Genomic DNA, 25898 nt, shown 5'->3' with positions numbered 1-25898 from the left:
CCTTTCTATTTAGTTTAGACACTTATAGTTTAGGCCTTTATGGCTTTTTTTGTTTAATTTTGACTTGTGTTGCACTTGGATTGTAAATCAGGCATTTTTCGATTTACTTTTATATGATTCTTTTATTACAAAATTTTAAAGAAAAAAGTGATATAATATAGTTCTTGGCAGGGGCTCCAACAGTCAACTGTCGGAGTATGGGAGTAGGTGGTCAATTATGCCTGCTTCTTTTTTGTTTGATCAGAGTTTGCTAGGATACAAGAAGATGTTATTTATAATGAAGGAAAGTGAAATTTTGAATGAGATTGAAAAAATAACCGAAGAGATCAAGGCAGATCCACAAAATGAATCTTATACTAAGCGCGGGATAGATCCGCTTTTTTTAGTTGATCCGCGCGCAAAGATCTTGGTCGTTGGTCAAGCGCCGGGCAGAGTGGCAGAAAAAACGCGCTTGACATGGAATGACCGAAGTGGTGATCTTTTAAGAGAATGGATGGGGGTTTCACGAGCGGAATTTTATGATTCAGGTTTGATCGGTATCATACCGATGGATTTTTATTTTCCTGGAACTAGTAAAGGCGGGGATTTGCCGCCCCGAACTGGTTTTGCACAAAAATGGCATGACCCACTACGTGAAACCATGCCAGAAGTTGAGCTTACCTTATTAGTTGGGAGCTATGCTTGCCGTTATTATCTTGATTTGAAGAAAAGTACCCGTCTATCAGATGTCATCTATGATTACCAACGTTATTTGCCACAATACTTACCGTTGGTACATCCATCACCTAGAAATCGGCGGTGGTTAAAGACCAATCCCTGGTTTGAAGACGAAGTTATACCAGTGTTACAAGAGCGTGTTGCCGGCTTGTTAGGAAGATGATAATGTTTTACATTTCCTTTAAAGTTTGCTGGTATTTTTGATAAGTTATTGTATCAAAACAGACAAAATACACTTGAAGTTGTGTTTGCGTGCTTTTGATGGCTGACAGGGCGACTTTAGCAGCTAGCTGTAATGGATAACCATAGATGCCTGTACTAATTGATGGAAAAGCCAGGCTGTGACAGCCATGCTTTTGTGCCTCAAGGACACTGTTTTGATAACAATTAGATAGTAATTGCGCTTCATTATTCTGCCCACCTTGCCAAATCGGACCAGGTGTATGAATGATATATTTTGCTGGTAGATCAAAGCCTGGTGTCGTTTTAGCTTCACCAGTAGCACATCCTCCTAGTCTTTGGCAGGCATTGTCTAGACGAGGCCCAGCTGCGCGATGGATCGCGCCATCAACGCCACCACCACCGCGTAGACTAGTATTAGCAGCATTGACGATCGCATCTACTTTTTGTTTGGTGATGTCACCTTGGATGATCGAGATTTGAGTCATTTTGTCACCTCATTTGAATTTTTGAATCACATTTAGTATAGAAAATATAGCGATAGAAGACAAAGAAAGAGAGCGGGACAAAAGTCGTTTTGAAGCCGGTATGTAATGGCGTAAATGGTATTACATTGATGATTCAGACTTTTGAAACGCGTTTATGCTATAAAAATTACAAGCGATAATTTGATTATTTTTAGCAAAAGAAGAGACTGGAATATTGTTTTGTCCCAGCCTCTTTTTAAATGAAGTAAAAGAAAAGTTTCTATCTTTATAAAATAAAAGACGCCATATCGCTAAAAATTTACGATACAACGACTCTATTTGTAAGCTAGCGCTGGTTGAGTGCCTCACTTAGGTTTCTTTTAATATTTATTTTGATTGCTGATCGATAAGTTTAACCGTGCGACACTTTTTAAAATCATCAAGCCTAAGATCACTTCAAGTGGTAACGTAAGCAAACTCTTGGGTATTCTGACGGCAAGTAGTGCTGCCCATGGAGCTTGATATAACAGATGGATCCATAAAGTGTTGAAAAAGATATTAGTGACCAACATTTGTATGACTTCGTAAATTGCCAGACGTTGCCAGGTTATTTTTTGGTTATGCAAGAATAATCCCGCAATTACGCCCGAAAGAAAGGCAGTTAATGTAAAGCCGATAAAAAACTGTGTACCTGTTGCTAGAATCGTATTAGCAATTAAGTCATATAAGATCTTAGCGACACCGCCTAGCCATGGACCTAAAAAATATCCTAGCAACATAGTGCCAATGAAACCGAAACTAAATTTGACTAAAGACGCCGAACCAACTGCCAGCTTTCCCAAAATTACGTTTAAAGCAATTAAAAAAGCAGTTAATGATAAAGTCCGTGTAGTCAGTTTGGGACTTCTAAAAGATAGCATCGTCATAATAAACATCTCCCTAAATTATATTCAGGCTTGTATGAAAATATGATAGTTAACAAGCCTTATTAAGGGGGAGACAAGCACCGAGAATATTAAATTTTTGGTGAATGCGGAATAATAGCGCGAACCTATGACGGAGGTCCTTCAATCGACGTTCACATTCCGTTCCGTCGACCCTTGACGTTATTATCCCTACCCCTAACCTGTCAAATATAGCACAAGTTAATATAAAATACTAGAAATGATACTTACAAAAAATAATTGAATCAGAGATGAAGTTATTTAATTATTTAAAAACGGAGCTAGGGGCTGGGATCAAACTAGCTGTCAAATCCTAAAAGGGCCGTCGATTTAATCCAATTTAATGGGATAAATCGACGGCCCTTAAATGTGTTCCAAAAGATTGAAACTGATATGTAACGTCGTTTACGCTATAAAAATTTAAAGCAATAATTTGATTGTTTTTAGCAAAAGAAGAGACTGGGACATTGTTTTGTCACAGCCTCAGTCCTTAAACGTGTTTTAAAACATCTTTTGTTTCACTGTCTACCAATAATATCATTATATTCTAATTATGCGCAGTAGTGATTTTTTGTTTTGAAATTGCACTTCCATAAAGCAATGCTTCGATCACGGTAATGAAAAAACTGACCGGCCAATCGGTTAGAAAACTTAGATAAAGACCTAACCAAACTCCAACTAAAACAAAAATAAACGTCAAACTGATCATTTTATTTAGTGAATGGACGAAATATTTGGCAGCTTGAGCGGGAATCGTCAGTAAAACAAAAATCAATAAAGAACCTACTATTTGAGCAGTAATGCTGATCGTTAAAGCTAATAAAATCAAAAAGGTAATTGAGATCAATTGATTAAAACGTTGGTTATATTCAGCACCTTGTGCATCAAAAGAATTAAATGCAAGTGGACGGAATAATAGGGCAACGATAACTAGCAAAACAATACTTAATAAGACTAATGTCATCAGATTTGCTTTATCTATCCCAACGATACTACCAAACAAAATGCTGGTAGCATAATTTGATTGTTTTTCAGATAGCGATAAAAACAAAATACCTAAACCTAAGAATAAACCGGAAAAAACACTGATCGATGCTTCTCGGCGTCCAACCTTTTCTCCAGATAAACCAATCAATAAACCACTGGTACATGTGAATAAGAGCATGCCAAGTAAGGGAGATATTCCGGCAAAAACACCAAAAGAAGCCCCAGAAAATCCGATTTCCGATAAAGTATGGGTGAAAAATGAAGTTTGCCGTGCTACGACAAAAACACCCATAAAAGCACAGATCAAAGCGATGAAAATGCCAGCAATGAATGCATAACGCATAAAATTATATTCGAGCATTAATTGACAGCCTCCTTTTTTGATAAAGTTGCAGTTTGGTTATGGAGATTTAGCTCATAATCACTGTATTTTTCGATCAGCTCAGGATCATGTGTGATGAATAAAACAGTTAAATTGTTTTCATGCATGATATTCTTTAGCAATTTTAATAGGAAGTTTTTGGAATCAGTGTCTAAACTAGCGGTTGCTTCATCTAAAATCAGCAATTCAGGATCGGCACACAAGGCTTGTGCTAAATAGGCACGTTGCTTTTCACCACCAGAGGCGTGTCCTAGTGGATGTGAAGCGATGTGGGTCAATTTTGTTTCCGCCAAGATATGCTCGACTTTAGTCTTCATTTTCTTGGAATTCCACGGTAGCAGACGTTTTTTTAAACCAAAAGAAACAAAGTCTCGGATGCACAACGGGTAGTCGTCATCGATGTTACGCAACTGTGGCACATATTGTATTTTGCTGCGATCGATGGTCGATTGTACATGTTGTTCATGTTTGTGTTCCAGATCTTGCAAAATATGTTTGATCAGAGTGGTTTTACCGACTCCGTTTTCGCCTGTGATACACGTTAGTTGATTTTTCGGAAATGAAAAATTCAAGTCTGAAAACAAAAGCCGGTCTGGGATCTTAAGGTCTAGATGTGAGACGGTTAAAATATTTTTCATGAGAGCATTACTTTCCTTAAATTTATTTAGTTGAGATCGTGTAGATAAATGAGTGACTACGATAACGTGTCGATATTTCAGAAAACTATTTAAATATTGCGTTGTATTTGTAATCACTTCGATAAATCGTACAGTTTATAAATGTTGATGTCAAGCATATTTGGTTAGATAAGTGAAACCATTACGATTTACAATAATATCAATTCTTCGTGTAATCGAGAAAAGGCAAGTTCGATTACTATTTAGAAATTAGCCAAACTATTTTTATCATTGCACAGAGTTAAATTTCATCTATACTAAAGAAGTGGAATTTTTTCACATTAATAATGGTGGTTCGTAAACATCCCACCTAAAAAAACTAGGAGGTTTTTTCATCATGGAAAAAGCAAACCATGCTGTTTCTGAACTGACAAAAACAGCTTTGGTCGCAGCAATTTATGTCGTGTTGACGGTGGCACTGATACCGTTAGCTTATGGGCCTGTCCAGTTTCGTTTAGCTGAAATGCTGAATAATTTGACGGTGTTTAATAAACGCTATATTTGGGCAGTGACTATGGGTTGTCTGATTGCTAACTTATGGTCATCGATGGGCGTGATCGACGTTGTTTTCGGAACTTTGGGGACGTTGGTCATGACTTCGCTTAGTTGGTTTCTAAGTCGATATACTTCATCGGCCCCAGTAAAATTGACGATCAGCGTTGTTGTATGTACGTTGATGTCATGGAGTGTAGCTTTAGAACTGTATTTTGTTAGTCAAGCACCTTTTTGGTGGACATATCTGACAGTTGGAGTTGGTGAATTTTTAGCCATGGCCACTGGAGCAGTCTTGACTTATTTTCTTTCTAAGAAGGTCGATTTAACGGTTTAAAATATAGACCTGTAGAATATATAATGCGAGGAGAATTCAAATGACATTTGAAAAAATTTTGCCAGAATTAAAGAACGGTAAAAAAGCTGTCCGTCAAGAATGGGGCGGCAGTGAAGAATATATTTTTGTTGTAAATGAAGATAGTAGAAATGGTGAAGCTATTAATCCTTATTTCTTGATCAGAACTAAAGAAGAACCTGCATTATCACAGTTTATGCCTAATTCTTGTGATATTTTAGCTGATGACTGGAAGTTGGTCGACTAATGCCGGATATTTTTTCAGTGAAAGATCAAATCGTTTTGGTGACTGGTGTTGCTTCTGGAATCGGCTATTCTCAAGCACAGTTGTTTTTAAAAAGAGGCGCTGTGGTGTATGGGGCTGATATATTACGTAACGGCCAAATTGATAGTTTGAAAGAAGAATTTCCAGATAGCTTCTCATTTTTTGACTGCGATGTTAGAAAAAAAGCAGATTTAAAAAAAGTAGTTGACCAAATGATTCAAAAGTCGGGACAAATTGATATTTTATTAAACACCGCAGGGATCTTAGATTCCTATACACCTTCATTGGAAACAACCCAAGAGCAATGGGACAATGTATTAGCTACTAATTTGACCAGTATGTTTTTGCTAACTAATCTGTGTCTACCACAGATGTTAGCAAAAGACCATGGAGTGATCGTAAATATGGCATCGATCGCTGGCTTGGTGGCTGGAGGTGGCGGTGCGGCATACACGGCTGCTAAACATGGGATCATCGGTTATACTAAACAACTTGACTACGATTATGCAAGTCAAGGGATCCGCGCAAACTGTATTGCTCCGGGTGCAATTAAAACTCCAATGAACAAAGCTGATTTTGCTGGAGAAGCAAAAATGGCAAAAGAGGTTGCTGCACAAACTCCTGCATTAAGGTGGGCTGACCCACGAGAAGTTGCTGCTTTGAGTTTGTTTTTAGCTTCGAAACAAGCGGACTATATTCATGGTGCGGTCGTACCGATCGATGGTGGATGGACTGAAAAATAATAAATAGCTCAGTAGATGTTAAGCGATGATGGATCGTAAACAGCTACTGAGCTATTTTATATAAATAAAGTTATTTTTTAGCATCCCATTCGGCCTGAAATTCTGTCAAAAAGTCAAGCATGAATCGTTGGCGGTTTTCAGCAATTTTTTTTGCACTAGGTGTATTTAACTTGTCTTTGATTTTAAGTAATTTTTCATAAAAATGGTTTATGATCGTTTCGTTTTGCAAATTACGGTACTCTTCTTTAGTCATTGATTCGCGTGGTTTGATCCGTGGGTCATAGATCTTTTCTGAATGATGTCCGCCGAAATAAACCGCCCGAGTTACGCCGATAGCACCAATGGCATCGAGCCAATCAGAATCTTGTACGATCTGACCTTCTAATGGCAATTGAACTGGCTTATTGTCTAAGGTATGTGCAAAGGACATGTTTTGAATAATAAATAAAATTTGTTCGATCTGTTGGGCAGAAACTTCAACCTCAATTAGAAAAGATTTAAGTCCGTCTAAAGCAGTTTGGGGGTCATCGACTAATTTGTCATCGATCACATCATGTAAGTAAGCTGATGCTAAAGTTACTAAAAGGTCAGCGCTTTCTTTGGCACTTAGTTTGCGCGCCATTGCCACGACTCTGCGAATATGGTCGTATCCATGTCCGGTCCGATCTTGTGTCATATGTGCGTGTGAATACTGCGCAATTTTTTCTAATCGTTGTTCATTGTTCATGTTTCATTACCCCTTAAATCTGAATTTGCACAAGTATAGCATAAGAAAATTTATCAAAAAAGACCAGGTTGTTCTATTTCCCTTTTTTGACTGAACTAGCGATAAAATCAGCTAAGATGTCTACCATGTATGGCGTGAAAAAAGCGTCAGAACCATGAGGACAATCTTTTAATTTGTAAAAGTTAACGCTAGCTTCTTGTCGATTTAAAAAATCAAACAACTGCTGGCTTGCTTGGATATCCTCTACTTGATCAGCCGTTCCGTGTAATAGCAGGAACGGTGGCAAGTTACGTTTACCCAATAAATCAGTTAATTGAGGCTGGTCAGCTAGAATAAATCTTCCAGCTATCGTGATACAACTGCGGAAACGTACTGGTAATGTATGGACATCTTCTTGCTGAATTTTTTGTTCGTTCGAGCCAAAAGTAGCACCAGCTGCAGCATAAGCACCAACTCCTTCGCCCATTGCAATGATCCGGTTGGAATCTAGCTGATACTTGAAAGCATGTAACATCAAAAAACGTGCAGCCGAATAAAAACTTTCCAACGGTCGTTTTTCCACTTCGTCAATAACGGCGATAGCATAGCCTTTACGTGTTAATTGTAGCAAAGCACTTAAGCGGTTCGTAGCATGATCTGGAGCAAACAAGATAACGGGATAATGTGGCTGTTTTTGTCCAGTTAAGTTTGCTGGAACACATAACGTTAAATATTGAGATCCCCGTTTGTTGCTATAGTAGGCAAGATGTTGCCAAATACGGGGTAGTTGTTGTTCCAATGGCTCGGCTAATTGTTTAATATGATTTTTTTCTTGCAAGGATGAAGACCACCTTTATGAGAGAGTTAGAAAATTGTTTTTCTTTTCCTATATATGTTACTCTATTTCTTATGTGAGAGGTTGTATTTCGCCCATAAATAAATTAAACTGTAATAAGTGCGTGAAACATTAATTAAACTATTTTGTTTCACAAAAAGAAACGAAGAGGGCTCGTATGACACCAGAAGAATTTTATCAAGCATTACAAAAACAGAATATCGAATTAACGTCACAACAGCAAGAACAATTTGATACATATTTTAAATTGTTGGTAGAGTGGAATCAAAAAATCAATTTAACAGCTATTACGGCTGAACCAGAAGTTTATTTGAAACATTTTTATGACTCTTTGGTCCCGGCTTTTTATTTAGCACAATTAAAAAAAGGGTCGTTGTCACTATGTGATGTTGGTGCGGGTGCGGGTTTTCCCAGTTTACCATTAAAAATCTTATTTCCATCATTAAAGGTCACGATCGTTGATTCTTTGAATAAACGGATCAAATTTTTGGCAGAACTTGTAGGTGAACTGGGTTTGACTGATGTCACTTTAACGCATGCCAGGGCCGAAGATTTTGGTGCAAAAAAAAGCCCAGCTCGAGAAAGCTTTGATATTGTGACTGCACGGGCAGTGGCTAATTTACCGGTTTTGTCAGAGTTATGTTTACCATTAACTAAGGTTGGTGGTAAGTTTATCGCTTTAAAGGCACAAAAAGCACAAGAAGAACTCACACAGGCTCAATACGCGATCCAAACATTGGGTGGCCAATTACAAGAAGATATTGAAACTACCTTGCCACAAACAGATGAAAAAAGACACATCATCGTGATCGATAAGAAAAAAGCCACGCCAAAAAAATACCCGCGCAAAGCAGGAACACCAGCAAAACTGCCGTTAACAAAATAAGAAGGCGAAGTGGCTTGCATAAGCGTAAAAGATGGTGATCACGGAATTTTTTAATCAAAAGGGTACATACAAACTGCCAGAGGCTCTTTATTAGTCAAGGCTATTTAAGATTTACTAAGTAAAATTAAAGACAATGTGATCGAGGAGGCCAGTTATGGCATTTTCATTTTTTGGAAAAAATAAACACGAAGAAAGACCGCGCAAAGAAGACGAAGTTGTGCAGGTTTTGTTGACAGATATTGTATCTAATCGGTTTCAGCCACGGCAAATCTTTACTAAAGAAAGTATTGATGAGTTAGCTGACACAATTCACGAACATGGTTTATTGCAGCCGATCGTTTTGCGGGAATATGAGGCCAATAAATATGAAATAATTGCGGGTGAACGAAGGTTCAAAGCAGTTGAAACTTTAAACTGGAAAAAAATACCTGCGATCGTTCGAAAGATGTCTGATAATGAGGCAGCTTCGATGGCAGTGATCGAAAACTTACAGCGTGAAAGCTTGACAGCAATTGAAGAAGCGCAGGCTTATCAACAATTGATGCAGTTAAATGATTTGACACAGGGACAGTTAGGTCAGGCTATCGGAAAAAGTCAATCATTCGTGGCTAATAAATTGCGTCTATTGAAGTTAACGTCACAAGTTCAACAAGCAATTTTGCAACGTCAGTTATCTGAAAGACATGGCCGTGCGTTAGTTAGTGTCGACTCTGTTAAACAAGATGAATTGTTAAAGCAAGTACTTGAGCAAAAACTATCAGTTAAAGAAACTGAAAAATTAGTTCAAAAAGAATTAAATAGATCGAAACAGGCTGAAAGAAAGCCAAAGGTCCGGACTAAAGGGACATCAAGGAGTACTAAGGTGGCAGTGAATACGATCAAAAAATCTGTCAAAATGGTTCTAGATGCAGGTATTGAATTGAAGACAACAGAAGAGGATGTTGCTGGTTTTCATCGGATGATCATCGACATTCCTATTGATGAAAAAAGTAAGAAAGAAAAGAACAATTAAGTAGGAGGTAATCGTTCGGATGGGAGTAGTTATTGCGTTAGCGAACCAAAAGGGCGGTGTTGGTAAAACAACAACTGCCATCAATCTTGGAGCTGGTTTGGCCAAAAAAGGTCAGAAAGTACTCTTGATCGATCTAGATGCTCAAGGTAATGCCACAAGTGGTTTAGGTGTCAGAAAATCAGCCATAAAAGAAGATATTTATGATGTTTTAGTTAATGAAACACCAGTTGAAGATGTGATCATCAAAACTGATACAGAAAACCTGGATCTGATCCCTGCTACGATTCAATTATCAGGTGCAGAAATAGAATTAACTTCACAGATGGCGCGCGAGAAACGTTTATCAGATGCGATCCTACCAGTTGTTGACGATTATGATTACACCTTGATCGATTGCCCACCGTCTTTAGGATTATTAACTATCAATGCTTTCACAACTTGTGATAGTATTTTGATCCCGGTACAAAGTGAATATTATGCACTTGAAGGATTAAGTCAATTGATGAATACGGTGCATTTAGTTCAAAAACACTTTAATCCAGATCTATACATTGAGGGTGTTTTACTTACGATGTTTGATGCACGAACTAATTTAGGTAACCAGGTCGTTGAAGAGGTCCGTAAGTTTTTCAAGGAAAAAGTATATCATACGATCATTCCACGCAGCGTACGTTTATCTGAAGCACCAAGTCATGGAATGTCGATCATTGAATATGACCCTAACTCTAAGGGTGCTTGGAAGTATAAGGAATTGACCAAGGAGGTTTTATCAGCCCATGGTGAATAAAAAGAGTTCTAAGGGTTTAGGTCGGGGGATAGAAGCTTTATTTGAGGATTATAATGAAGCTGAAGAAAATGAAACTGTTACTGAGATCTCTTTAAATGAGATCCGTCCTAACCCCTACCAACCACGTAAAAATTTTGATGAAAAAGGAATAAAAGAACTAGCAGATTCTATCCAAAAAAGTGGTGTCTTCCAACCAATTATTTTGCGCAGATCAACGGTCAAAGGTTACGAAATTATTGCTGGTGAACGGCGTTTTCGTGCTTCTAGTGAGGCTGGGAAAAAGACGATCCCAGCTATCATTCGTGATGTTGACGAAGAACACATGATGGAGATCGCTGTTCTCGAAAATTTGCAAAGAGAAGATCTAAATCCGATCGAAGAAGCAGAAGCATATAATACTTTGATGGAAAAATTGAATCTGACTCAATCACAAGTTTCAGATCGTTTAGGTAAATCACGTCCGTATATTGCTAATTACTTACGTTTATTAAGTTTGCCTGGTGAAGTCAAGAAGATGATCCGCCAGCAAAGTCTTTCGATGGGACAGGCACGCACCTTATTGTCAGTTAAAGATAAGGAAAAAATCTTGGGACTGGCCAAAAAAGCTGTGGCACAAAATATGACAGTTCGTCAGTTGGAAACAGCCGTTGCTGCACTTAATGGTGATTTAAAGAAGCCAGTTAAAAACAAGAAAAAGAAAAGTTCTCCATTTTTGAAGGAAAGTGAAGAACGTTTAGGCGAAAAGTTTGGTACGAAGGTTGCCATTAAGAATAATGAAAAATCAGGTAAAGGTAAGATCGAGATCAATTATTTGTCTAATGATGATTTGAACAGGATCTTGGATGTTTTAGATATTCGTTTGGACTAAGTAGGTGAGAAAATGTACGATTTACATGATCTGGTAGAGATGAAAAAGCCGCATCCTTGTGGAACTAACCGCTGGGAGATCATTCGCATGGGAATGGACATTAAGATCAAATGTACTGGTTGTGGCCGGTTAGTGATGTTATCCCGGAAAGAATTCGAGCGGCGTATGAAAAAAGTTTTAAATAAGTAAAATGAAAAATCGAGATTAAGGAAGAGTGAAAATAAAAACATGGCATTAACAGCAGGTATCGTCGGTTTACCTAACGTTGGTAAATCAACATTATTTAACGCAATTACAAAAGCGGGCGCTGAAATGGCTAATTATCCATTCGCTACGATCGATCCTAACGTCGGAATGGTCGAAGTACCAGATAGTCGTTTACAGCGGATCGATGAGATCGAACCGGCTAAGAAAATTATTCATACGACCTTTGAATTCACCGATATTGCTGGGATCGTTAAGGGTGCCAGTAAGGGTGAAGGTTTAGGTAATAAGTTCTTAGAAAACATCAGACAAGTTGATGCGATCGTGCATGTTGTCAGGGCTTTTGATAATGACAATATTACGCACGTTTCAAATAAGATCTCGCCTTTGGATGATATTGATACCATTAATTTGGAATTAGTTTTAGCTGATCTAGAAGCCGTTAATAAGCGTTATGCTAAAGTTGAAAAAGTGGCTCGGACCACTAAAGACAAAGATGCAATTGCTGAGTTCAAGGTCTTAGAACGTATCAAACCTGTTTTAGAAGCTGGCAAGTCAGTGCGGACACTTGAATTTAATGAAGAAGAACAAAAAATCGTTAAGGGGTTGTTCTTGTTGAGTGCAAAACCAGTCTTATATGTAGCTAATATTGCCGAAGATGATATGGCTGACCCTGATGCAAGTAAGTATTTCCAAGAGGTCAAAGACTTTGCATCTAGTGAAGGTTCACAAGCCTTAGCTGTTTGTGCACAGACTGAAGAGGAAATTGCCGAATTAGACGACGATGACCGCCAAGACTTTCTCGAAGCTGAAGGTGTCGAAGAATCTGGTTTGGATCGTTTGATCAAAGCGTCATACAAATTGTTAGGTTTGGCAACATTCTTTACAGCAGGTGGAAAAGAAACCCGCGCATGGACATTCAAGAAGGGCATGAAAGCACCTCAAGTTGCTGGAATTATCCACTCTGACTTTGAACGCGGCTTTATTCGTGCAGAGACAGTTTCATTTGACGATTTGGATCAATATGGAAGCATGCAAGCAGTTAAAGAGGCAGGAAAGCTCCGACTTGAAGGAAAAGAATATGTCGTTTCAGATGGCGATATTATTGATTTCAGATTTAATGTCTAAATAAGACAAAGTAAACCAAGGAAAACTTGAGTACTATTAAACTTCAATGGTAAGTAAAGTTACCTTTACGGTTCTGGCATTAATAGGACCTTACGTTATAATACGATTTTAGATACTGTAGTATAGAAGTTAGTGCTGGTTTATGTAAGTGTTATTACAAAGCAGAGGGTTAATTACTTAAGTAGCTTGTTGCAAGAGCAATCTTCATTTATTAGAAGATAATTTTTGATATACTATAATACAGTAAAAAGAAAAACTCACATCCAGCATTATTAGTAAAATCGAGTGAGAAGCTAGAGTTAGGCTGGATACAGATTTTTAGGGGCTGGGAATTATTTCAGCCTAAATAGACTTAGGCTTTAAATACGAGAACTCGACCAGGAGAATGGGAGGACTTTCCTTGAAGGAAGAAACAGTTAGGGAAAAAAATGAAAAGGCTGCACAAAGGCAAGAAAAACATCAAGAACATGCTGAGGTTACAGTCCGAGATGGCGAATTTGCAGGCTTAACTAAGCGTAATGAGGATTTCATGTTCCATCTAAATAAAAATTTAGATAATTATAATTATGATCTTGAGAAAAAGGAAGTAGTTTTAAACGAAACATACCGTGAATTGCTGAATAAACAAAAAAGTGGTGTCACAGCTGCTAAATTGTATGGTACAGTCACTGAATATACAGAAAAAATCATGCAGGGCCAAACTCAAAAGAAAGAAGAACGTAGTACCAGCAAGACTTTTTGGTTGATGGCTTTGGATAATGGTTTGATCATGTTCATCATGTTTTGTGTGATGTATGCATTAGTCGGTTTCTTTGATAAGAGTAAGAATGCTGTCAATGGCGGCTGGGTCACATTGCTTGGAACATCGGTCATTGCTGGTGTTGGTTTGGCATTCTTCTATGTCATGATGGATCCTAATAAAACTAAGCAATCCAACCATAAAGTTATCCGCGGGATCGTAGTTACTTTAGAGCTGATCGCGATTTGGATGGTCGCCTTTGGTTTGATCGCATTGATTCCAGTGAAGTATAATCAGACATTGAATCCGATAGTATATATCATCTTAGGTGTGATCGCATTTGGTGCTAGATATTTCTTGAACCAAACACTGCATTTTCCAAAAATGGGACGCGATGTTGGTAGAAGATAAGAAAGAGAGTGAGACAAAAGATGTTTTGAAGACGCTTTGTAACGTCGATTGCGCGTAGCAAAGCGAAGAACCAGAATAACGCAATCGTCCTTACAGCAAGGCTTCAATCTTTTGAAACACGTTTAAGGGGCCGTCGATTTAACCCATTTATGGGATAGATCGACGGCCCCTTTTAGGATTGGACAGCTAGTTTTGTCCTAGCCCCTTTTTTAGTCCATATTAGTATATTTACGTAAGGCTTCGGCCACACCATCGTCATTGTTTGAACTAACGACATGATCAGCAACAGCTTTGACTTTGGGAAATGAATTTGCCACGGCAATCCCGATCCCTGTATCTTTGATCATAGGTAAATCATTTTCGCCGTCCCCGATCGCCATTGTTTGACTTAATGAGGTCTTAGTAAACTCAGCGACCTTCTCGATGGCTTTCATCTTGGAAACACTGGCATCTACGATTTCTAAGTAAGTTGGCTTTGAACGTTGGTAGCTCAGGTGTAGCTGGGGGAATTTTTCTAACTGTTGTTCTAAAATGCTGATTTCTTCTGGTTGGCCCATACATAAAATTTTATGTATGGGCTGCTGGGCAGTCCCTAGCTGTTGTTCAAATGGAGCAATGGTTGCTTTAGCACCAGTGATATCTTCTTCTTGTTGGACCCAGTAATCAGATTTTTGGACAAGCCACTTTTGTCTGGCAAAAACATTTATACTTAAAGACAGATGTTGACTTTGGTTTATTGTTAAAATTGTTGTTAAAACGTTTGGTTCCATTGACTGTTCAAATAATGTGCGTGTTTGTGCGTCATCTGATGAGCTTTGTAGTATCAAAGCGCCATTTAGACAAATTATTAATGCACCGCAGTCTAATTGTTCTACTAGATCACGCATTCCTAATGGCGGACGAGCAGATGCTAGTACAAAAATTCCACCATTCTGAACGTAATTTTTGATTGCTGCATTGACGCCAGGTGAAATTTCATTGTTACTAGTGATCAGGGTGTTATCCACGTCACTAAAAACTATTTTTATCTTTGGCACGTAAGTTCACTCCTCATTGTTTTACTCTTATTTTACAATGAATTTAGTTAATACTCTATGTATTGCACATGATCTATGAATGCTCAATAGGTACTGTAGAAATATTTTTAGATTTCATGGTAGAATTTAAGCAGATACATACATATATTGGAGGAGTAAAATATGCCGCTACTTGTAGTGTTTATCAGTGTCGTGTTATTAGTGATCTTGATCGTTAAGTTTAAAATTGAAACTTTTGCAGCTTTGTTGCTGATCTCACTACTAGCTGGTGTAGTTTTAGGGATCCCACTGCCAAAGTTGCCGGGAGTGATCACGACAGGTATGGCGGAACAGTTAGGAGATCTAGCTTTGATCATTGGCTGTGGTTCGATGATCGGTAAATTAGTGGCGGATGCTGGTGGTAGTTATGTGATCGCTAATAGTTTGATCAATCGTTTTGGCAAACGAAAAATGCAGCTAGCGGTCGTATTAGCTTCAGCAATCATTGGTTTTGCGCTATTTTTTGAAGTTGGTTTAGTGGTTTTGATCCCGATTATTTTTGAGATCGCTAAAGAACTCCGTGTTCCCTTGGCTAAATTAGCGTTACCCATGGGAGCGACTTTGAATACTATGCATGGCTTATTGCCTCCTCATCCAGCACCAACTGCATTAGCTGAGATCGTTGACGTGGATATTGGTGATGTGATCTTGGTCGGGATCATTGTTGCCATCCCCACCATGTTGATTGCTGGCCCCTTATGGAACTCAGTTTTAGAACATTTTTTCCCACAAATATATCGTTATCAAGAAACGTTAAATGGTTTTGATGATGGCGAAGCTTTACCTCCTAGAAAACATTTGCCCAAATTTTCAACAAGCGTGTTAACGACCTTAATGCCAGTTGTCTTGATTGGTGTTTTGACTATTTCACGGCAATTATTTACGCTTCCAAAATCAATTTTGCCAATACTCAAGTTTTTCGCTGATCCCGACGTGGCGATGGTGTTGTCCTTATTAGTGGCGATCTATACGATGGGGGTTAAACAGAAACGTTCCATGAAAAAAATTGGCCACTCACTTGATAAAGGTGTCAGACAAGTTGCTTTAGTTGTTTTCTTAACGGGTGCTGGTGGTGCATTTAAGGCGGTTTTAGAACAAGGTGGGATCGCAGCTTATATTTCCGGTTTGTTTGAAGGCATTAATTTTTCGCCATTGATCGCAGGTTGGTTGATTGCTGCTTTAATGCATGTCTGTCTAGGTTCTTCAACGGTTGCTGCCATGACGTCTGCAAGTTTGATGGGACCCTTGATCCTCCAAACTAATGCAGATCCAGTTTTAGTCGTTCTCGCGATCGGAGCGGGGAGTATTTTTGGTGATAATGTCACAGATGCTGGTTTTTGGATGGTCAAAGAATATTTCAACTTTTCGGTTAAGGAAACTTTTTTGGCGTGGACTACAACCACTTCAATGATAGCTTTTGCTGGTCTTGGCACGGTCCTGTTGTTAAGTACTTTATAGGAAACATCTTTGATACCAGCTCACCTTAAAAATATGGCTACGAATTTTCATTCGACGTTTTAGCAACTACCTTAGGAATACCTACTGCACAAGCTTTAACCAACCTTGGCGCAAATGTGGATCAATGGAAATGTAACCAATGAGACTTATACTTTTATCACACCAGCAGAAATTACTGCACCTTTTGGAATAACTAATGCTTTAAATCTTTTATTGCCAGAAACGAGGAGGATTATTTGAAAAACTCGACACAACAATTAACTCTATTAATTAGTCAATTACAAGCCATTGCACAATCAGGCAAATTCTATACTAAAGATGTTTATGATAAAGAACGTTATGAGCAATTGGAAGAGGTTTCTAAAAAATTAGTGGCTCAATTAACGACTGCAACGCCAGAACAATTACAACTATTCTTTGATCAGGATACTGGCTATGTCACACCTAAGGTAGATGTGCGGGCAGTTACTTTTAAAAACGACAAGATTTTGCTGGTTCAAGAAAAATCCACCCAAACATGGTCAATTCCTGGCGGTTGGGCGGACATTGGGTATTCGGCGAGTGAAATAGCTGTTAAAGAAACCCAAGAAGAAGCCGGAATAAAGGTTGAACCAAAACGCTTAATTGCAGTTTATGATATGGCAAAACATCAATATCATAAACAAAGTTTTAATTATATCTACAAACTATTTTTTGAGTGCGTACCCGAAAATACACCTATCCATAGTGGGGTTGAAACAAGCAATGTGGCTTTTTTTAGTTTAGAAGAAGCTTTGAAATTAAAACTATCTCTTAACCGTAATTTGCCAGCAGATTTAAGAATGGTCTTTAAATGCCGCCAAACACAACACTGGGAAACAAAATTTGATTAATAATTTAGGGTCCATTATTTAGTAATGGACCCTCGGCTTTCCTATTAAATCAGCTTTTTAAAATTGCGAAGATCCGCTAGGGTCTAAATGCAACAAAAAACTAGCAAAATAGCCCCTGAATTTGGGAGAAATTTGCTAGTTTTTAAATAGAATACATTTGTATTCAAATATGTTATAATGGGCTTACTTTAAAAGAAAGAAGGGTGTTTAATTATGACTACCACAACAATTCGTATGCCAGAAGATAAATACAAGGAAGTACAAAATTTAGCTTCTTTTGATGGTTTAAGTGTTTCTGCCTTTATGCGTAAAGCCGTTTTAGAGCAAGTTGAAGATGTCCAAGATTATGCGGACGGAATGAAAATTCTGGAAGAAGAAAACGAACGTGTTTCTCGGGAAGATGTCCTTAAAGAGGTTCTTTCTGACTGATGTATACTTGGCAGTTTGATAAAAAAGCTTTTAAGGAATTTAAAAAATTGGACCATACTGTTCAAAAAAGAATGGTCAAATGGCTAGACGATCACATTGAAGGAACTGAAAATCCACGGCAGTGGGGTAAAGCACTTGAGGGAGACAAAAAAACTTTGTGGCGTTATCGAGTAGGCGCTTTTCGTATGATCGTTGATATTGTTGATAATGAGTTTGTCGTTTTAGTCCTTAAAACTGCTAAACGAAACGATGTTTATAAAAACAAATAAAAGCAGGATCCATTTATAATAATGGGCCCTGCTTTTTGCTTGCTTTGCTTCCAACTTAAGCAGCTTTTTTTAATTCAACGTAGAAATTAGTCATAGTTAGATGATAATAAGGAGCAACCCAAAATATTGCTAATCCAGCTGTTATACCTACTAAAATGAACCAACCAATAAAACTTAAAGACAGCCAAAAATATTTCCACTTGTTTCCATCCATTAACTGACGACTTCTGGTAACGGCATCGCGATATTTAATTGGATCTCCCTGATCAACTGAATCACGATAAATATAAATCGCCTGAGAATATGCGATTCCCTTAATAATCCCAGGAATTATCAATAGCAAAGACCAAAACACAACCCAAATAAATTGGAGAATAGCAATAAAAACAGTGCCCCAAAAATATTTAGCTTTTGAAAAAATCGTGAATCCTTTAGAAAACCCGTGATCGTATGTATTTTTATTACGTAGGCTATCGATACAAATAAATTCGATTCCTACTAAAATCAAACTATATAGCAATGAAAAAATAGTATTTGAAGAATCCCACACTGTCCAAGGGCTATCTATAATACTCCCATACCTTATTCTGCCAACAGCGTCTGTAACAGCTCCCAAAAAATATAAAACGAAATAAACCAAGAAAGTCATAAAGAAAAAACCATAATGATTTATCAATAAGTTCTTAGCGCTTTTCTTTAATTCCGAATGATTCATCAAGGGTAACATCTCCTTAAAATAAATTATTATTAATTTAACATACTTATGTTAAAGCTGTGAAACGCATGGTGTCACTAAAACTGTCGTATCACAGAAAACTTATTATAGGTTTGGGGGATCAGACACAAGTTTTTTATCCGAAAGATAAAGTCATGATTAAAAGTTCGACTTGCGATAAGTTCGCTTTATATTAATTAAAACTAGGGTCCATTTGTTATAAATGGACCCTAAAAAAGGAGCAAGTATAAAATCTTGCTCCTTTTTTTCAACATAAATAGTTTATCGTTCATTACTTTGTCTCATGATTAATAGCGTGATTACAGTTGTAATTATAGGGATAAGTAAAGATTCTAACTGAATTTCTCGATCAAGCGCATATACTATGATAACTCCGATTATTATTCCTAATATACTACCTATCAAAACTGACAACTTGGGATTTTCTTTTTTAAATTGATTCCATTTCTCTAACATTTTTGCCACCCCTTACAAGCCCACTATAGCAAAGTTTAACTGGCAGAAAAACTAATTTACTTCTGATAACCGCAATTATGTTAAATAAAGTTTTAAGTTATTTTTGACGTATTTTCTGAATTTGTGGTGCTGTTCAAAACATGCTATGAAATTTTACAAATAATCCATAGTCTTTTTACCGTTTATTTTTATTGGATAATAAGCCACATCTTCGGCTCCTTGATTATCACTAAGCACTTCAATGTTTATTCTTTTATGTTTTGTTATTTCACTGAAAGTTTTTTCGTCACATTGATCACGTAATGCTTGATAATCTTTATTTTTGATTTCTGTGTTGATGATCCTTTCAGATCCGTTTTCTATTCTTTTATCAAAACTAAAAAAGAATATCAGAAAAATACCCAAGCACAACACCAAAAGACCTATGATAGATAGTATAGCTTTTTTTATGCATATTTCCACCTTCTTGCCGTTATAATAACATACGTATCTTTTATTCTGGATAAGTCCTAACAATTACGTTCCCCAAAACTTCATCTAAGATTTCATTTAACACGATATTTTCTGATTTGACTTTTAGATATTTTCCATCTCCTTAAAGATGTATGTAATTTTTATATTACATTAAATATGTGTAAATAACAGGAAACTAATAATTTGAAAGTTTTTGTTTTAGTACGATATACTTATTTTGAAGAAACTGAGGTGTTTTGTATTGATCGACTGGCATTATGGCTTTATCAACCTTTTAAGTTATATTCCCTTTATATTGGCATGGATCTCTTTTACCCATTTTCAAAATGCAACTTGGGGAATTATTTTCTTTCTAATTTTCCTCATCGTTCTGTTGCTGCTATTCAGTAAAAAATCACCCTATCAAGAAAAATACCATCAAACAACTTTCAATCATTTTGATGGAATCTTTAGAACTATCTTAGTTGTAATAGCTTTACTGTTAGTATGGCTGGCACCTGATTTTGTTTTTGATCTTGTTATGCCTTTTATTATTGCTGCATCAAATATTATACCTTCTTTTTTTACCGAAAAAGTGGAAGGTCCTTAATATGAGTAGATCGAAGATTTTTTTGATATGGTTAACTATTTTTATTATTTCTGTGGTTCTTGACGTTATATTTAACCCAGCGTGGAGGAGTTTTTGGTACTTTGTGTTAACTACAATAGAAACTATATCTATTATTTGCTGTATCGGCTTTTTTTCAAAAAAAGAATAATAAATGATCTAGCACGAGTTTGTTACGAATAGACCTTAAAGATAAATTGAGTTTCTAGGTTTAATTTTTTTCAATCTTGTTAAGTTATAGGTCTAGATATTTTTGCAACCCCTTTCAATTGGTTTAAAAAATTAGCAGTGTTATATTGAGAAGATAAACAGCGAAGGGAGATGCTCTTATGGAAGATAAAGATTATACAAGCACAACAAAACCAGTTACCTTTAAGAAAGCTTTGTTTGACTTTTGGAAAAGGGCATTTGATTTTTCTGGAGTTACTAAACTAGGCGAATTTTGGTGGATAGAAATTCTGTCTATCGGAATTGGTTTTGCAGTAGTTTTTCTTTCCACGACCTTAGTTGAGAAAAAGACTAGCCTAGTTGTCATTTTACTTATTTTACTTCTCTTTTTCATCTTTTTTGGTTTTCCGGCTATTTCTTTATCCATTAGACGATTAAGAGACGTAGGGTTAGCTAATTTAGGTATTCTGGGAATTTTCATCATGATGGTAATTGTAGCAATTTTAAACAATATTTATACCTTAAATAGCTTGGTAGATATTATAAATACAATAGTTAATCTAATTGTTTTCTATGTGTCACTTCGTCCAACGGATAATTATATAACTACACACAAAAGAGGGTGGCGTAGTAAAATTTTTCGTCAACAAAAGGTAGGTACTTCAAAAGTTTGAATAACAACTCTCTTAAATAATAAATTTTAAAAAAAGGGGCTGGGACATAACTAGCTATGCGATTCTAAAAGGGTCGTCGATCTAACCCATTTAATAGGGAAGATTGACGGCCCTTAAACGTGTTTCAAAAAATTGAAGCCTTGCTATAACGATGATCGCGTTATTCTGGCTCTTCGCTTCGCTACGATCCAAAATAATGCAGTCGCCGTTACAAATGGGTTTCAAAACATCTTTTGTTTCACTGTTGTTTCTTTTGGCTAGATATCGGTACAAAAATGAATTAACATAAAAGCAAAACGATTTATGAGCAAAATGGTTATGCTTAAAGTATTTGTAAATTGGGGTGATCATGTGCGTAGCTATGAAAATTCGATCCCTATGAAAATCGAAGTCAGGGATGCCTATGTGCACAATTTGAAACATATTGATATTGATATCCCGCTCCACCAAGTTGTGGCGGTTTCTGGTCTGTCAGGTTCAGGTAAATCTTCTTTAGCTTTAGGAGTTTTGTATTCCGAGGGTTCACGGCGTTATTTAAGCGCGTTGTCGACTTATACAAGAAGAAGAGTTACCCAGGCAAGTCCTGCTCAAGTTTCAGCGGTTAGATATTTACCAGCAGCGATTGCTTTGCGACAACGTCCTAGTGTGCCAGGCAGTCGCTCGACGGTCGGTACTATGACCGAGACTTTGAACGTTGTGCGACTAATGTTTTCTCGTTTAGCATCTCACCGCTGTCCCAATGGTCACCAGATATCACCGACAATCGAAATTGCCCGTAAGATGGCTGTTAGTGGTGATGAAATGGGGAAGATCAGCTGTCCGGTCTGTGGGGTAAAATTTGCAGTCCCATCTGCTGAAGACTTTGCCTTCAATTCTGGCGGTGCGTGTCCGACATGTGGGGGTAGTGGTCAAATTCGACAGATCGATCCGCAAACACTAATTGAAGATCCTAGTAAGTCACTGGAAGATGGAGCGGTAGCGTCCTGGCATTTACCGGGTCGAAATTTCATGCCCTATGTGATTGAACAAATGGGAGTCCGGATCAACGTGCCATATCAAGATCTTACTGCTCACGAAAAAGATTTGGTTTTGCATGGTGAAAAGAAACAATACAAGATCTCGATTCCATCATCAACTGGACGGGTTTTTAATATGGACCATGCTTTATATGAAAATGCTTATCAAGCAGTTGAAGATACCGCTAAAAATTCAACGAATGAACGAACATTAGCGCGTTTAAATCGTTTTTATAACTTTGCTGAATGCCCAACATGCCAGGGAACACGTGTGGCACCGCATCTACTAACAAGTTTGTTGGATGGGAAAAACATTGCTGAAGTCAGTGCTATGACTTTAGAGGATCTGGCTCAATTTGTAAATGAGTTGGTAGGCCATTTACCCGAAAATATGCAGAAAATGGCACAACAAATTACTAAAGAATTGACTCAGTCCCTTACACCTTTATTAGAACTTGGTTTAAATTATTTGTCATTAGACCGTCCAAGTGCTTCTTTATCCACGGGTGAGTTGCAACGGATCCAGTTAGTTAAAACTTTGCATAGTCAGACAACAGGGGTCTTGTATGTTTTGGATGAACCTTCGATCGGTCTGCATCCAGCTAATGTAACTGGCTTGATCGATATTATTCATCGTTTAGTTAAAATGGGTAATTCAGTGGTCGTAGTCGAACATGATCCAACGATTATTGCAGCCAGTGATTATATTATTGAAACTGGCCCAGGTGCTGGGAAAGTCGGTGGCCACATTATCGCACAAGGAACTCCAGCTAAAATTAAGAAGAATAGGAATTCCTTGATTGCGCCGTACTTGACCCATACTAAAAAATTATCACAAAGACAAGTTAGTGCAAAAAAACACATTTTTGACCAAGGAAGAATTGGTTTACATGTAACCGACAAATTTAATTTGCATGACGTGACAGCTGATTTCCCATTGCAACGTTTGTCAGTCGTTTCGGGTTTTTCCGGTGCAGGAAAAACTAGTTTAATCTTAGATTCCTTGATCCCAGCTATAAAAGCTCAACAAAAAGGAAATCCGTTGCCAACGCATGTAGATCGATTAGATAATGAACAAATCAAGACTGTTAAAATGATCGATTCTACACCAGTTGGTAAAAATGTGCGTTCAACTGTAGCAACTTATTCAGGAGTATTTGACTATATCAGGTCATTATTTGCAGCAACATCTGCAGCCAAGAAAAAGAAATTTACTGCCAGTCGTTTTTCGTATAACGTTAAGGCAGGTGCATGCCCGACCTGTAAAGGGACCGGTGTGATCAACTTAGATATACAGTATTTACCAGATATGGAAGAGACTTGCCCAACTTGTGGTGGTTTGAGATATAACGAAGATACGCAGCAAGTTAAGTGGAATGGTTATTCGATCGCTGATATTTTGAATTTAAGTATTGCCGAGGCTTTATCTGTTTTTGAAAATCAACCAATAATTTATCAAACATTAAAGTTACTAAATGAGATCGGTTTGGGTTATTTAGTATTAGGTGAAGGTACGCCCGCTTTATCAGGTGGTGAAGCTCAGCGGCTAAAACTTGCCGCCCAAATGGGGCATGAACAAAAAGGTACTTTGTTTGTCTTTGATGAGCCGACAGTCGGGTTACATCCTAAAGACGTTGAAGTTTTGTTGGATGTATTTGAACGTTTGCTAAGTCAAGGGGCTACGATCATCGTGATCGAACATAACTTGCAGATGATCGCTAATGCAGATTACTGTCTGGATCTAGGACCAAAAGGTGGTCAGCAGGGTGGCCAAATTTTAGTTGCGGGGACGATACAACAGTTGAGTAACAATGCAAGTTCATTTACGGGCAAGTATTTACAGGCAGAATTTATGACTGAATAATAATAAATATAAGTGAAAAAGTGAGGGACAAAGATGGCAGGATTAGATGGTGATTTAGCTTTAGCGTTGACTAAACGTGTGCAACAAGAGAGTTGTCTTGTGTCTGTTTTGATCCAAGACCAGACAAGAAAAACTTTCGCGTATAGAGAACAGGAAGTTTTTCCAGGAGCTAGTTTGCTAAAAATTGGGATCGCTGATTATGTCAAATGTGCGTGGGAAAAGAATCCCGAGATATTGCAAGAAAAATTAACTGTTAGTCCCAAACAGCGAGTTTCAGGTGCGGGAGTGATGCATCATTTGTCACAAAATGAGTGGAGTTTACGTGATGTTTTAGCTTTGATGTTATCTACTTCCGATAATACGGCTGCTAATGTGTTATTAGATCGATTTGGGAGGGGCAATGTCAATGATTGGTTAGCAGAAAAATATCCAGGCATGCAGTTACAGCGTTATTTTATTGCCCCTGTTGTCGATGGACAAGATAATTTTTTGACCGCCGAAGCACTTTTACCTGCGTGGCAGGCGTTGTTTGACGGGGCAAATGAATTCGCGCAGCTTTGTCAAACGTCTTTACATGAACAAACTGACCGCACAAAGCTTGTTTATTATGCCGATGATTTGCAATTTGTTGGAGATACTTTCAATAAAACTGGAGATTTAGCTAATATGGAACATGATTGTGCGAGGATCCAATTAGAACAAACGTGGTTTGATTGTATTGTCCTCACTAAGTTTGACAAAGCGACGACGCATCATCACGCAGCATTGAAACTACAGCAAGATATTGGACGCTTATTATTACAAAAGGTTATGAGTGAATAAGTTTTAATTAATCGTGTTATTTGGAGGTATTTAAAATCTCCGGTATAATTAAGTTAGAAAGATGTTCCTTGTAGTCGGCTGCCCTAGTCAAAGAAGAGATAGGTGTTTTAAATGAGCAAAAATATGTGGATTGCCATTGTAGTTATTGTCTTAGTGATATTGAGCGTTATTTATGAATATATGACACATAATTTTTCATGGGGGATCGTTTTGCTCCAAGTATTGTTTTTGGCATATGCATTATTGCAGTTTAATAAACGTTGATATGTAAAAATAAAAGTGAGTAGTAAGTTTCTGACTAAAAGGGATAGATCATGATAATGAGACTCCTATTTATGCTTGTTAGAATACTTGAAAGTTTTTCAAGTCGTGGTTATGTAATCTCACGGAACTCTATACTTCTAATAACACGAACAAATATCCAAAGCCTTGTGATCACAACTCAAAGAATAACACATTTTGCAAATGATGCTATACTTTAGTTGCAATTAAGTTTTGGAATAAAATTAACGCCAAAGCCCTCGACAGATGCGAACTTTGAGGGCTATTTTTAGTGGGCTAGATGTTGCCTATTTTGTTTTACTTGTGGTATTTACTGTCTAGCCAGTCAGCAAATCAGGTGGTTATTAAGCCGAACATGAGTGGGGGAGTTAGGTTTTTGATATAAAATTAGTGCCTCCTAACCGTTGCAGAATAGGCAGGTAAATTCTTTAGTATAAATTAACTTTGTTATTCATAGCAGTGTATTTTGGGCTTTTTTAAACCATCCTTAGCTTGTCAGTTGATTTTTATTTGCTAAAATAAAGCTAAAAACAACTTTATTTTAGGAAGTTTTAGAAATTTTGCCATAAAAAATAATTTACCGCTATTGAGAAAAACGGTGAGTAAACAGTAGTGGTAATATTAGAGACAAGTTTTGTTTAGGCCTGATTTACAATCCAAGTGCAACACAAGTCAAAATTAAACAAAAAAAGCCATAAAGGCCTAAACTATAAGTGTCTAAACTAAATAGAAAGGCAGACCTTTATGACTCGAATATATTCTAACACGCAAAAGCACTATCAACAATTATCTGCGGCTGAAAGAGGACAGATCGAAGCCTCTTTAAAAGACGGTCTGAGTGTCATGCAGATCGCGCAACGTTTAGGTCGGGCACGAAGTACTATTTATC

General features: G+C 37.4%; 30 protein-coding genes and 2 riboswitches. Of the genes, 20 read left to right on the top strand and 10 right to left on the bottom strand.

Translation table 11 applies throughout. From position 1 onward, the window contains the following. Positions 1 to 277: 277 nt before the first annotated feature. Complete coding sequence (locus LACPOB_RS0101410; RefSeq protein ID WP_040532576.1) at positions 278 to 880, top strand: uracil-DNA glycosylase family protein; 603 nt, start codon at positions 278 to 280, stop codon at positions 878 to 880. A gap of 7 nt (positions 881 to 887) precedes the next feature. Here LACPOB_RS0101410 and LACPOB_RS0101405 read toward each other — a convergent pair whose 3' ends face one another. From LACPOB_RS0101405 to LACPOB_RS0101390, 4 genes are all read right to left on the bottom strand, one after another. Further along, the gene (locus tag LACPOB_RS0101405; protein WP_017867055.1) at positions 888 to 1385 is read right to left on the bottom strand and encodes an O-acetyl-ADP-ribose deacetylase; all 498 of its coding nucleotides are present in this window, start codon (positions 1383 to 1385) and stop codon (positions 888 to 890) included. Positions 1386 to 1744: 359 nt separating this feature from the next. Beyond that, on the bottom strand, positions 1745 to 2290 hold the full coding sequence (locus LACPOB_RS0101400; RefSeq protein ID WP_017867054.1) for a folate family ECF transporter S component: 546 nt from the start codon (positions 2288 to 2290) through the stop codon (positions 1745 to 1747). Between the two features lie 96 nt (positions 2291 to 2386). Further along, positions 2387 to 2489, bottom strand: a riboswitch (THF riboswitch). A 366-nt stretch (positions 2490 to 2855) separates the two neighbouring features. Further along, positions 2856 to 3656 (bottom strand): metal ABC transporter permease, encoded by an 801-nt coding sequence (locus LACPOB_RS0101395; RefSeq protein WP_017867053.1) that lies wholly within the window; start codon positions 3654 to 3656, stop codon positions 2856 to 2858. After that, a complete protein-coding gene (locus LACPOB_RS0101390) occupies positions 3656 to 4315 on the bottom strand; it encodes a metal ABC transporter ATP-binding protein (RefSeq protein ID WP_017867052.1) in 660 nt (219 codons plus the stop codon). Before LACPOB_RS0101390 ends, LACPOB_RS0101395 begins: the two co-directional genes overlap by 1 nt. A 323-nt stretch (positions 4316 to 4638) precedes the next feature. Further along, positions 4639 to 4683: riboswitch (PreQ1 riboswitch) on the top strand. 8 nt (positions 4684 to 4691) lie between these two features. Here LACPOB_RS0101390 and LACPOB_RS0101385 point away from each other — a divergent pair. From LACPOB_RS0101385 to LACPOB_RS0101375, 3 genes are read left to right on the top strand one after another with little or no spacing between them, the layout of a single operon-like run. Beyond that, complete coding sequence (locus LACPOB_RS0101385; protein WP_017867051.1) at positions 4692 to 5183, top strand: QueT transporter family protein; 492 nt, start codon at positions 4692 to 4694, stop codon at positions 5181 to 5183. Positions 5184 to 5223: 40 nt separating this feature from the next. Further along, complete coding sequence (locus tag LACPOB_RS0101380; protein WP_017867050.1) at positions 5224 to 5448, top strand: DUF2829 domain-containing protein; 225 nt, start codon at positions 5224 to 5226, stop codon at positions 5446 to 5448. After that, positions 5448 to 6209 (top strand): 3-oxoacyl-ACP reductase, encoded by a 762-nt coding sequence (locus tag LACPOB_RS0101375; protein ID WP_017867049.1) that lies wholly within the window; start codon positions 5448 to 5450, stop codon positions 6207 to 6209. Before LACPOB_RS0101380 ends, LACPOB_RS0101375 begins: the two co-directional genes overlap by 1 nt. A gap of 70 nt (positions 6210 to 6279) precedes the next feature. On the opposite strand, the gene LACPOB_RS0101370 is transcribed toward LACPOB_RS0101375, so the two are convergent. Then, positions 6280 to 6936 carry an HD domain-containing protein gene (locus LACPOB_RS0101370; RefSeq protein WP_017867048.1) on the bottom strand — a complete coding sequence of 219 codons (657 nt, stop codon included), beginning with the start codon at positions 6934 to 6936 and terminating at the stop codon, positions 6280 to 6282. A gap of 73 nt (positions 6937 to 7009) precedes the next feature. Next, positions 7010 to 7753, bottom strand: a complete 744-nt coding sequence (locus tag LACPOB_RS0101365) for an alpha/beta hydrolase family protein (protein ID WP_017867047.1) — start codon at positions 7751 to 7753, stop codon at positions 7010 to 7012. A 175-nt stretch (positions 7754 to 7928) separates the two neighbouring features. Between LACPOB_RS0101365 and rsmG the strand changes: the two genes are divergently transcribed. The 7 genes from rsmG to LACPOB_RS0101330 all read left to right on the top strand — a co-directional run bounded on the left by rsmG (position 7929) and on the right by LACPOB_RS0101330 (position 13806). Beyond that, positions 7929 to 8657, top strand: coding sequence for a 16S rRNA (guanine(527)-N(7))-methyltransferase RsmG (rsmG, locus tag LACPOB_RS0101360; protein ID WP_017867046.1), 729 nt, complete (start codon positions 7929 to 7931; stop codon positions 8655 to 8657). Between the two features lie 154 nt (positions 8658 to 8811). Then, positions 8812 to 9669: a nucleoid occlusion protein gene (noc, locus tag LACPOB_RS0101355; RefSeq protein ID WP_017867045.1), complete on the top strand. Its 858-nt coding sequence runs from the start codon at positions 8812 to 8814 to the stop codon at positions 9667 to 9669. A 19-nt stretch (positions 9670 to 9688) separates the two neighbouring features. Further along, the gene (locus LACPOB_RS0101350) at positions 9689 to 10456 is read left to right on the top strand and encodes a ParA family protein (RefSeq protein ID WP_017867044.1); all 768 of its coding nucleotides are present in this window, start codon (positions 9689 to 9691) and stop codon (positions 10454 to 10456) included. Then, positions 10446 to 11324 (top strand): ParB/RepB/Spo0J family partition protein, encoded by an 879-nt coding sequence (locus LACPOB_RS0101345; protein WP_017867043.1) that lies wholly within the window; start codon positions 10446 to 10448, stop codon positions 11322 to 11324. The genes LACPOB_RS0101350 and LACPOB_RS0101345 overlap by 11 nt, the downstream gene beginning before the upstream one ends. 12 nt (positions 11325 to 11336) lie before the next feature. Further along, entirely contained in the window at positions 11337 to 11513 is a 177-nt protein-coding gene (locus LACPOB_RS12395) for a DUF951 domain-containing protein (RefSeq protein WP_081607027.1), read from the top strand. Between the two features lie 39 nt (positions 11514 to 11552). After that, positions 11553 to 12656 (top strand): redox-regulated ATPase YchF, encoded by a 1104-nt coding sequence (gene ychF, locus LACPOB_RS0101335; protein WP_017867041.1) that lies wholly within the window; start codon positions 11553 to 11555, stop codon positions 12654 to 12656. 400 nt (positions 12657 to 13056) lie between these two features. Continuing rightward, positions 13057 to 13806, top strand: a complete 750-nt coding sequence (locus tag LACPOB_RS0101330) for a DUF1129 domain-containing protein (RefSeq protein ID WP_017867040.1) — start codon at positions 13057 to 13059, stop codon at positions 13804 to 13806. Positions 13807 to 14015: 209 nt separating this feature from the next. Here LACPOB_RS0101330 and LACPOB_RS0101325 read toward each other — a convergent pair whose 3' ends face one another. Beyond that, positions 14016 to 14843: a Cof-type HAD-IIB family hydrolase gene (locus tag LACPOB_RS0101325; RefSeq protein ID WP_017867039.1), complete on the bottom strand. Its 828-nt coding sequence runs from the start codon at positions 14841 to 14843 to the stop codon at positions 14016 to 14018. A gap of 162 nt (positions 14844 to 15005) precedes the next feature. Here LACPOB_RS0101325 and LACPOB_RS0101320 point away from each other — a divergent pair, with 162 nt between their 5' ends. The 4 genes from LACPOB_RS0101320 (at position 15006) to LACPOB_RS0101305 (ending at position 17910) form a co-directional block, all read left to right on the top strand. Further along, the gene (locus LACPOB_RS0101320; protein ID WP_017867038.1) at positions 15006 to 16340 is read left to right on the top strand and encodes a gluconate:H+ symporter; all 1335 of its coding nucleotides are present in this window, start codon (positions 15006 to 15008) and stop codon (positions 16338 to 16340) included. A 236-nt stretch (positions 16341 to 16576) separates the two neighbouring features. Next, a complete protein-coding gene (locus LACPOB_RS0101315) occupies positions 16577 to 17212 on the top strand; it encodes an NUDIX hydrolase (protein ID WP_017867037.1) in 636 nt (211 codons plus the stop codon). Between the two features lie 213 nt (positions 17213 to 17425). Next, on the top strand, positions 17426 to 17641 hold the full coding sequence (relB, locus tag LACPOB_RS0101310; protein ID WP_017867036.1) for a type II toxin-antitoxin system RelB family antitoxin: 216 nt from the start codon (positions 17426 to 17428) through the stop codon (positions 17639 to 17641). Then, entirely contained in the window at positions 17641 to 17910 is a 270-nt protein-coding gene (locus LACPOB_RS0101305; RefSeq protein ID WP_017867035.1) for a type II toxin-antitoxin system RelE family toxin, read from the top strand. Before relB ends, LACPOB_RS0101305 begins: the two co-directional genes overlap by 1 nt. 55 nt (positions 17911 to 17965) lie before the next feature. On the opposite strand, the gene LACPOB_RS0101300 is transcribed toward LACPOB_RS0101305, so the two are convergent. The 3 genes from LACPOB_RS0101300 to LACPOB_RS0101290 all read right to left on the bottom strand — a co-directional run bounded on the left by LACPOB_RS0101300 (position 17966) and on the right by LACPOB_RS0101290 (position 19618). Then, complete coding sequence (locus LACPOB_RS0101300) at positions 17966 to 18625, bottom strand: DUF975 family protein (protein ID WP_017867034.1); 660 nt, start codon at positions 18623 to 18625, stop codon at positions 17966 to 17968. Between the two features lie 282 nt (positions 18626 to 18907). Further along, a complete protein-coding gene (locus LACPOB_RS0101295; protein WP_017867033.1) occupies positions 18908 to 19102 on the bottom strand; it encodes a hypothetical protein in 195 nt (64 codons plus the stop codon). Between the two features lie 153 nt (positions 19103 to 19255). Beyond that, positions 19256 to 19618 carry a hypothetical protein gene (locus tag LACPOB_RS0101290; protein ID WP_017867032.1) on the bottom strand — a complete coding sequence of 121 codons (363 nt, stop codon included), beginning with the start codon at positions 19616 to 19618 and terminating at the stop codon, positions 19256 to 19258. Positions 19619 to 19817: 199 nt separating this feature from the next. Here LACPOB_RS0101290 and LACPOB_RS0101285 point away from each other — a divergent pair, with 199 nt between their 5' ends. From LACPOB_RS0101285 to LACPOB_RS11505, 5 genes are all read left to right on the top strand, one after another. Further along, positions 19818 to 20165 carry a hypothetical protein gene (locus LACPOB_RS0101285; protein ID WP_017867031.1) on the top strand — a complete coding sequence of 116 codons (348 nt, stop codon included), beginning with the start codon at positions 19818 to 19820 and terminating at the stop codon, positions 20163 to 20165. 347 nt (positions 20166 to 20512) lie between these two features. Continuing rightward, the gene (locus LACPOB_RS0101280) at positions 20513 to 21025 is read left to right on the top strand and encodes a DUF805 domain-containing protein (protein ID WP_017867030.1); all 513 of its coding nucleotides are present in this window, start codon (positions 20513 to 20515) and stop codon (positions 21023 to 21025) included. A 318-nt stretch (positions 21026 to 21343) separates the two neighbouring features. Then, on the top strand, positions 21344 to 23905 hold the full coding sequence (locus LACPOB_RS0101275) for an excinuclease ABC subunit UvrA (protein WP_017867029.1): 2562 nt from the start codon (positions 21344 to 21346) through the stop codon (positions 23903 to 23905). A 33-nt stretch (positions 23906 to 23938) separates the two neighbouring features. Continuing rightward, positions 23939 to 24727 (top strand): serine hydrolase, encoded by a 789-nt coding sequence (locus tag LACPOB_RS0101270; protein ID WP_017867028.1) that lies wholly within the window; start codon positions 23939 to 23941, stop codon positions 24725 to 24727. 1026 nt (positions 24728 to 25753) lie between these two features. Then, on the top strand, positions 25754 to 25898 hold a 145-nt coding region (locus LACPOB_RS11505), incomplete at its 3' end, for a helix-turn-helix domain-containing protein (RefSeq protein ID WP_017867026.1).

Source organism: Ligilactobacillus pobuzihii E100301 = KCTC 13174, from assembly GCF_000349725.1.
GTDB lineage: Bacteria > Bacillota > Bacilli > Lactobacillales > Lactobacillaceae > Ligilactobacillus > Ligilactobacillus pobuzihii.
Note: the sequence above shows the minus strand (reverse complement) of the source record. Positions and strands in the feature narration are given on the sequence as shown.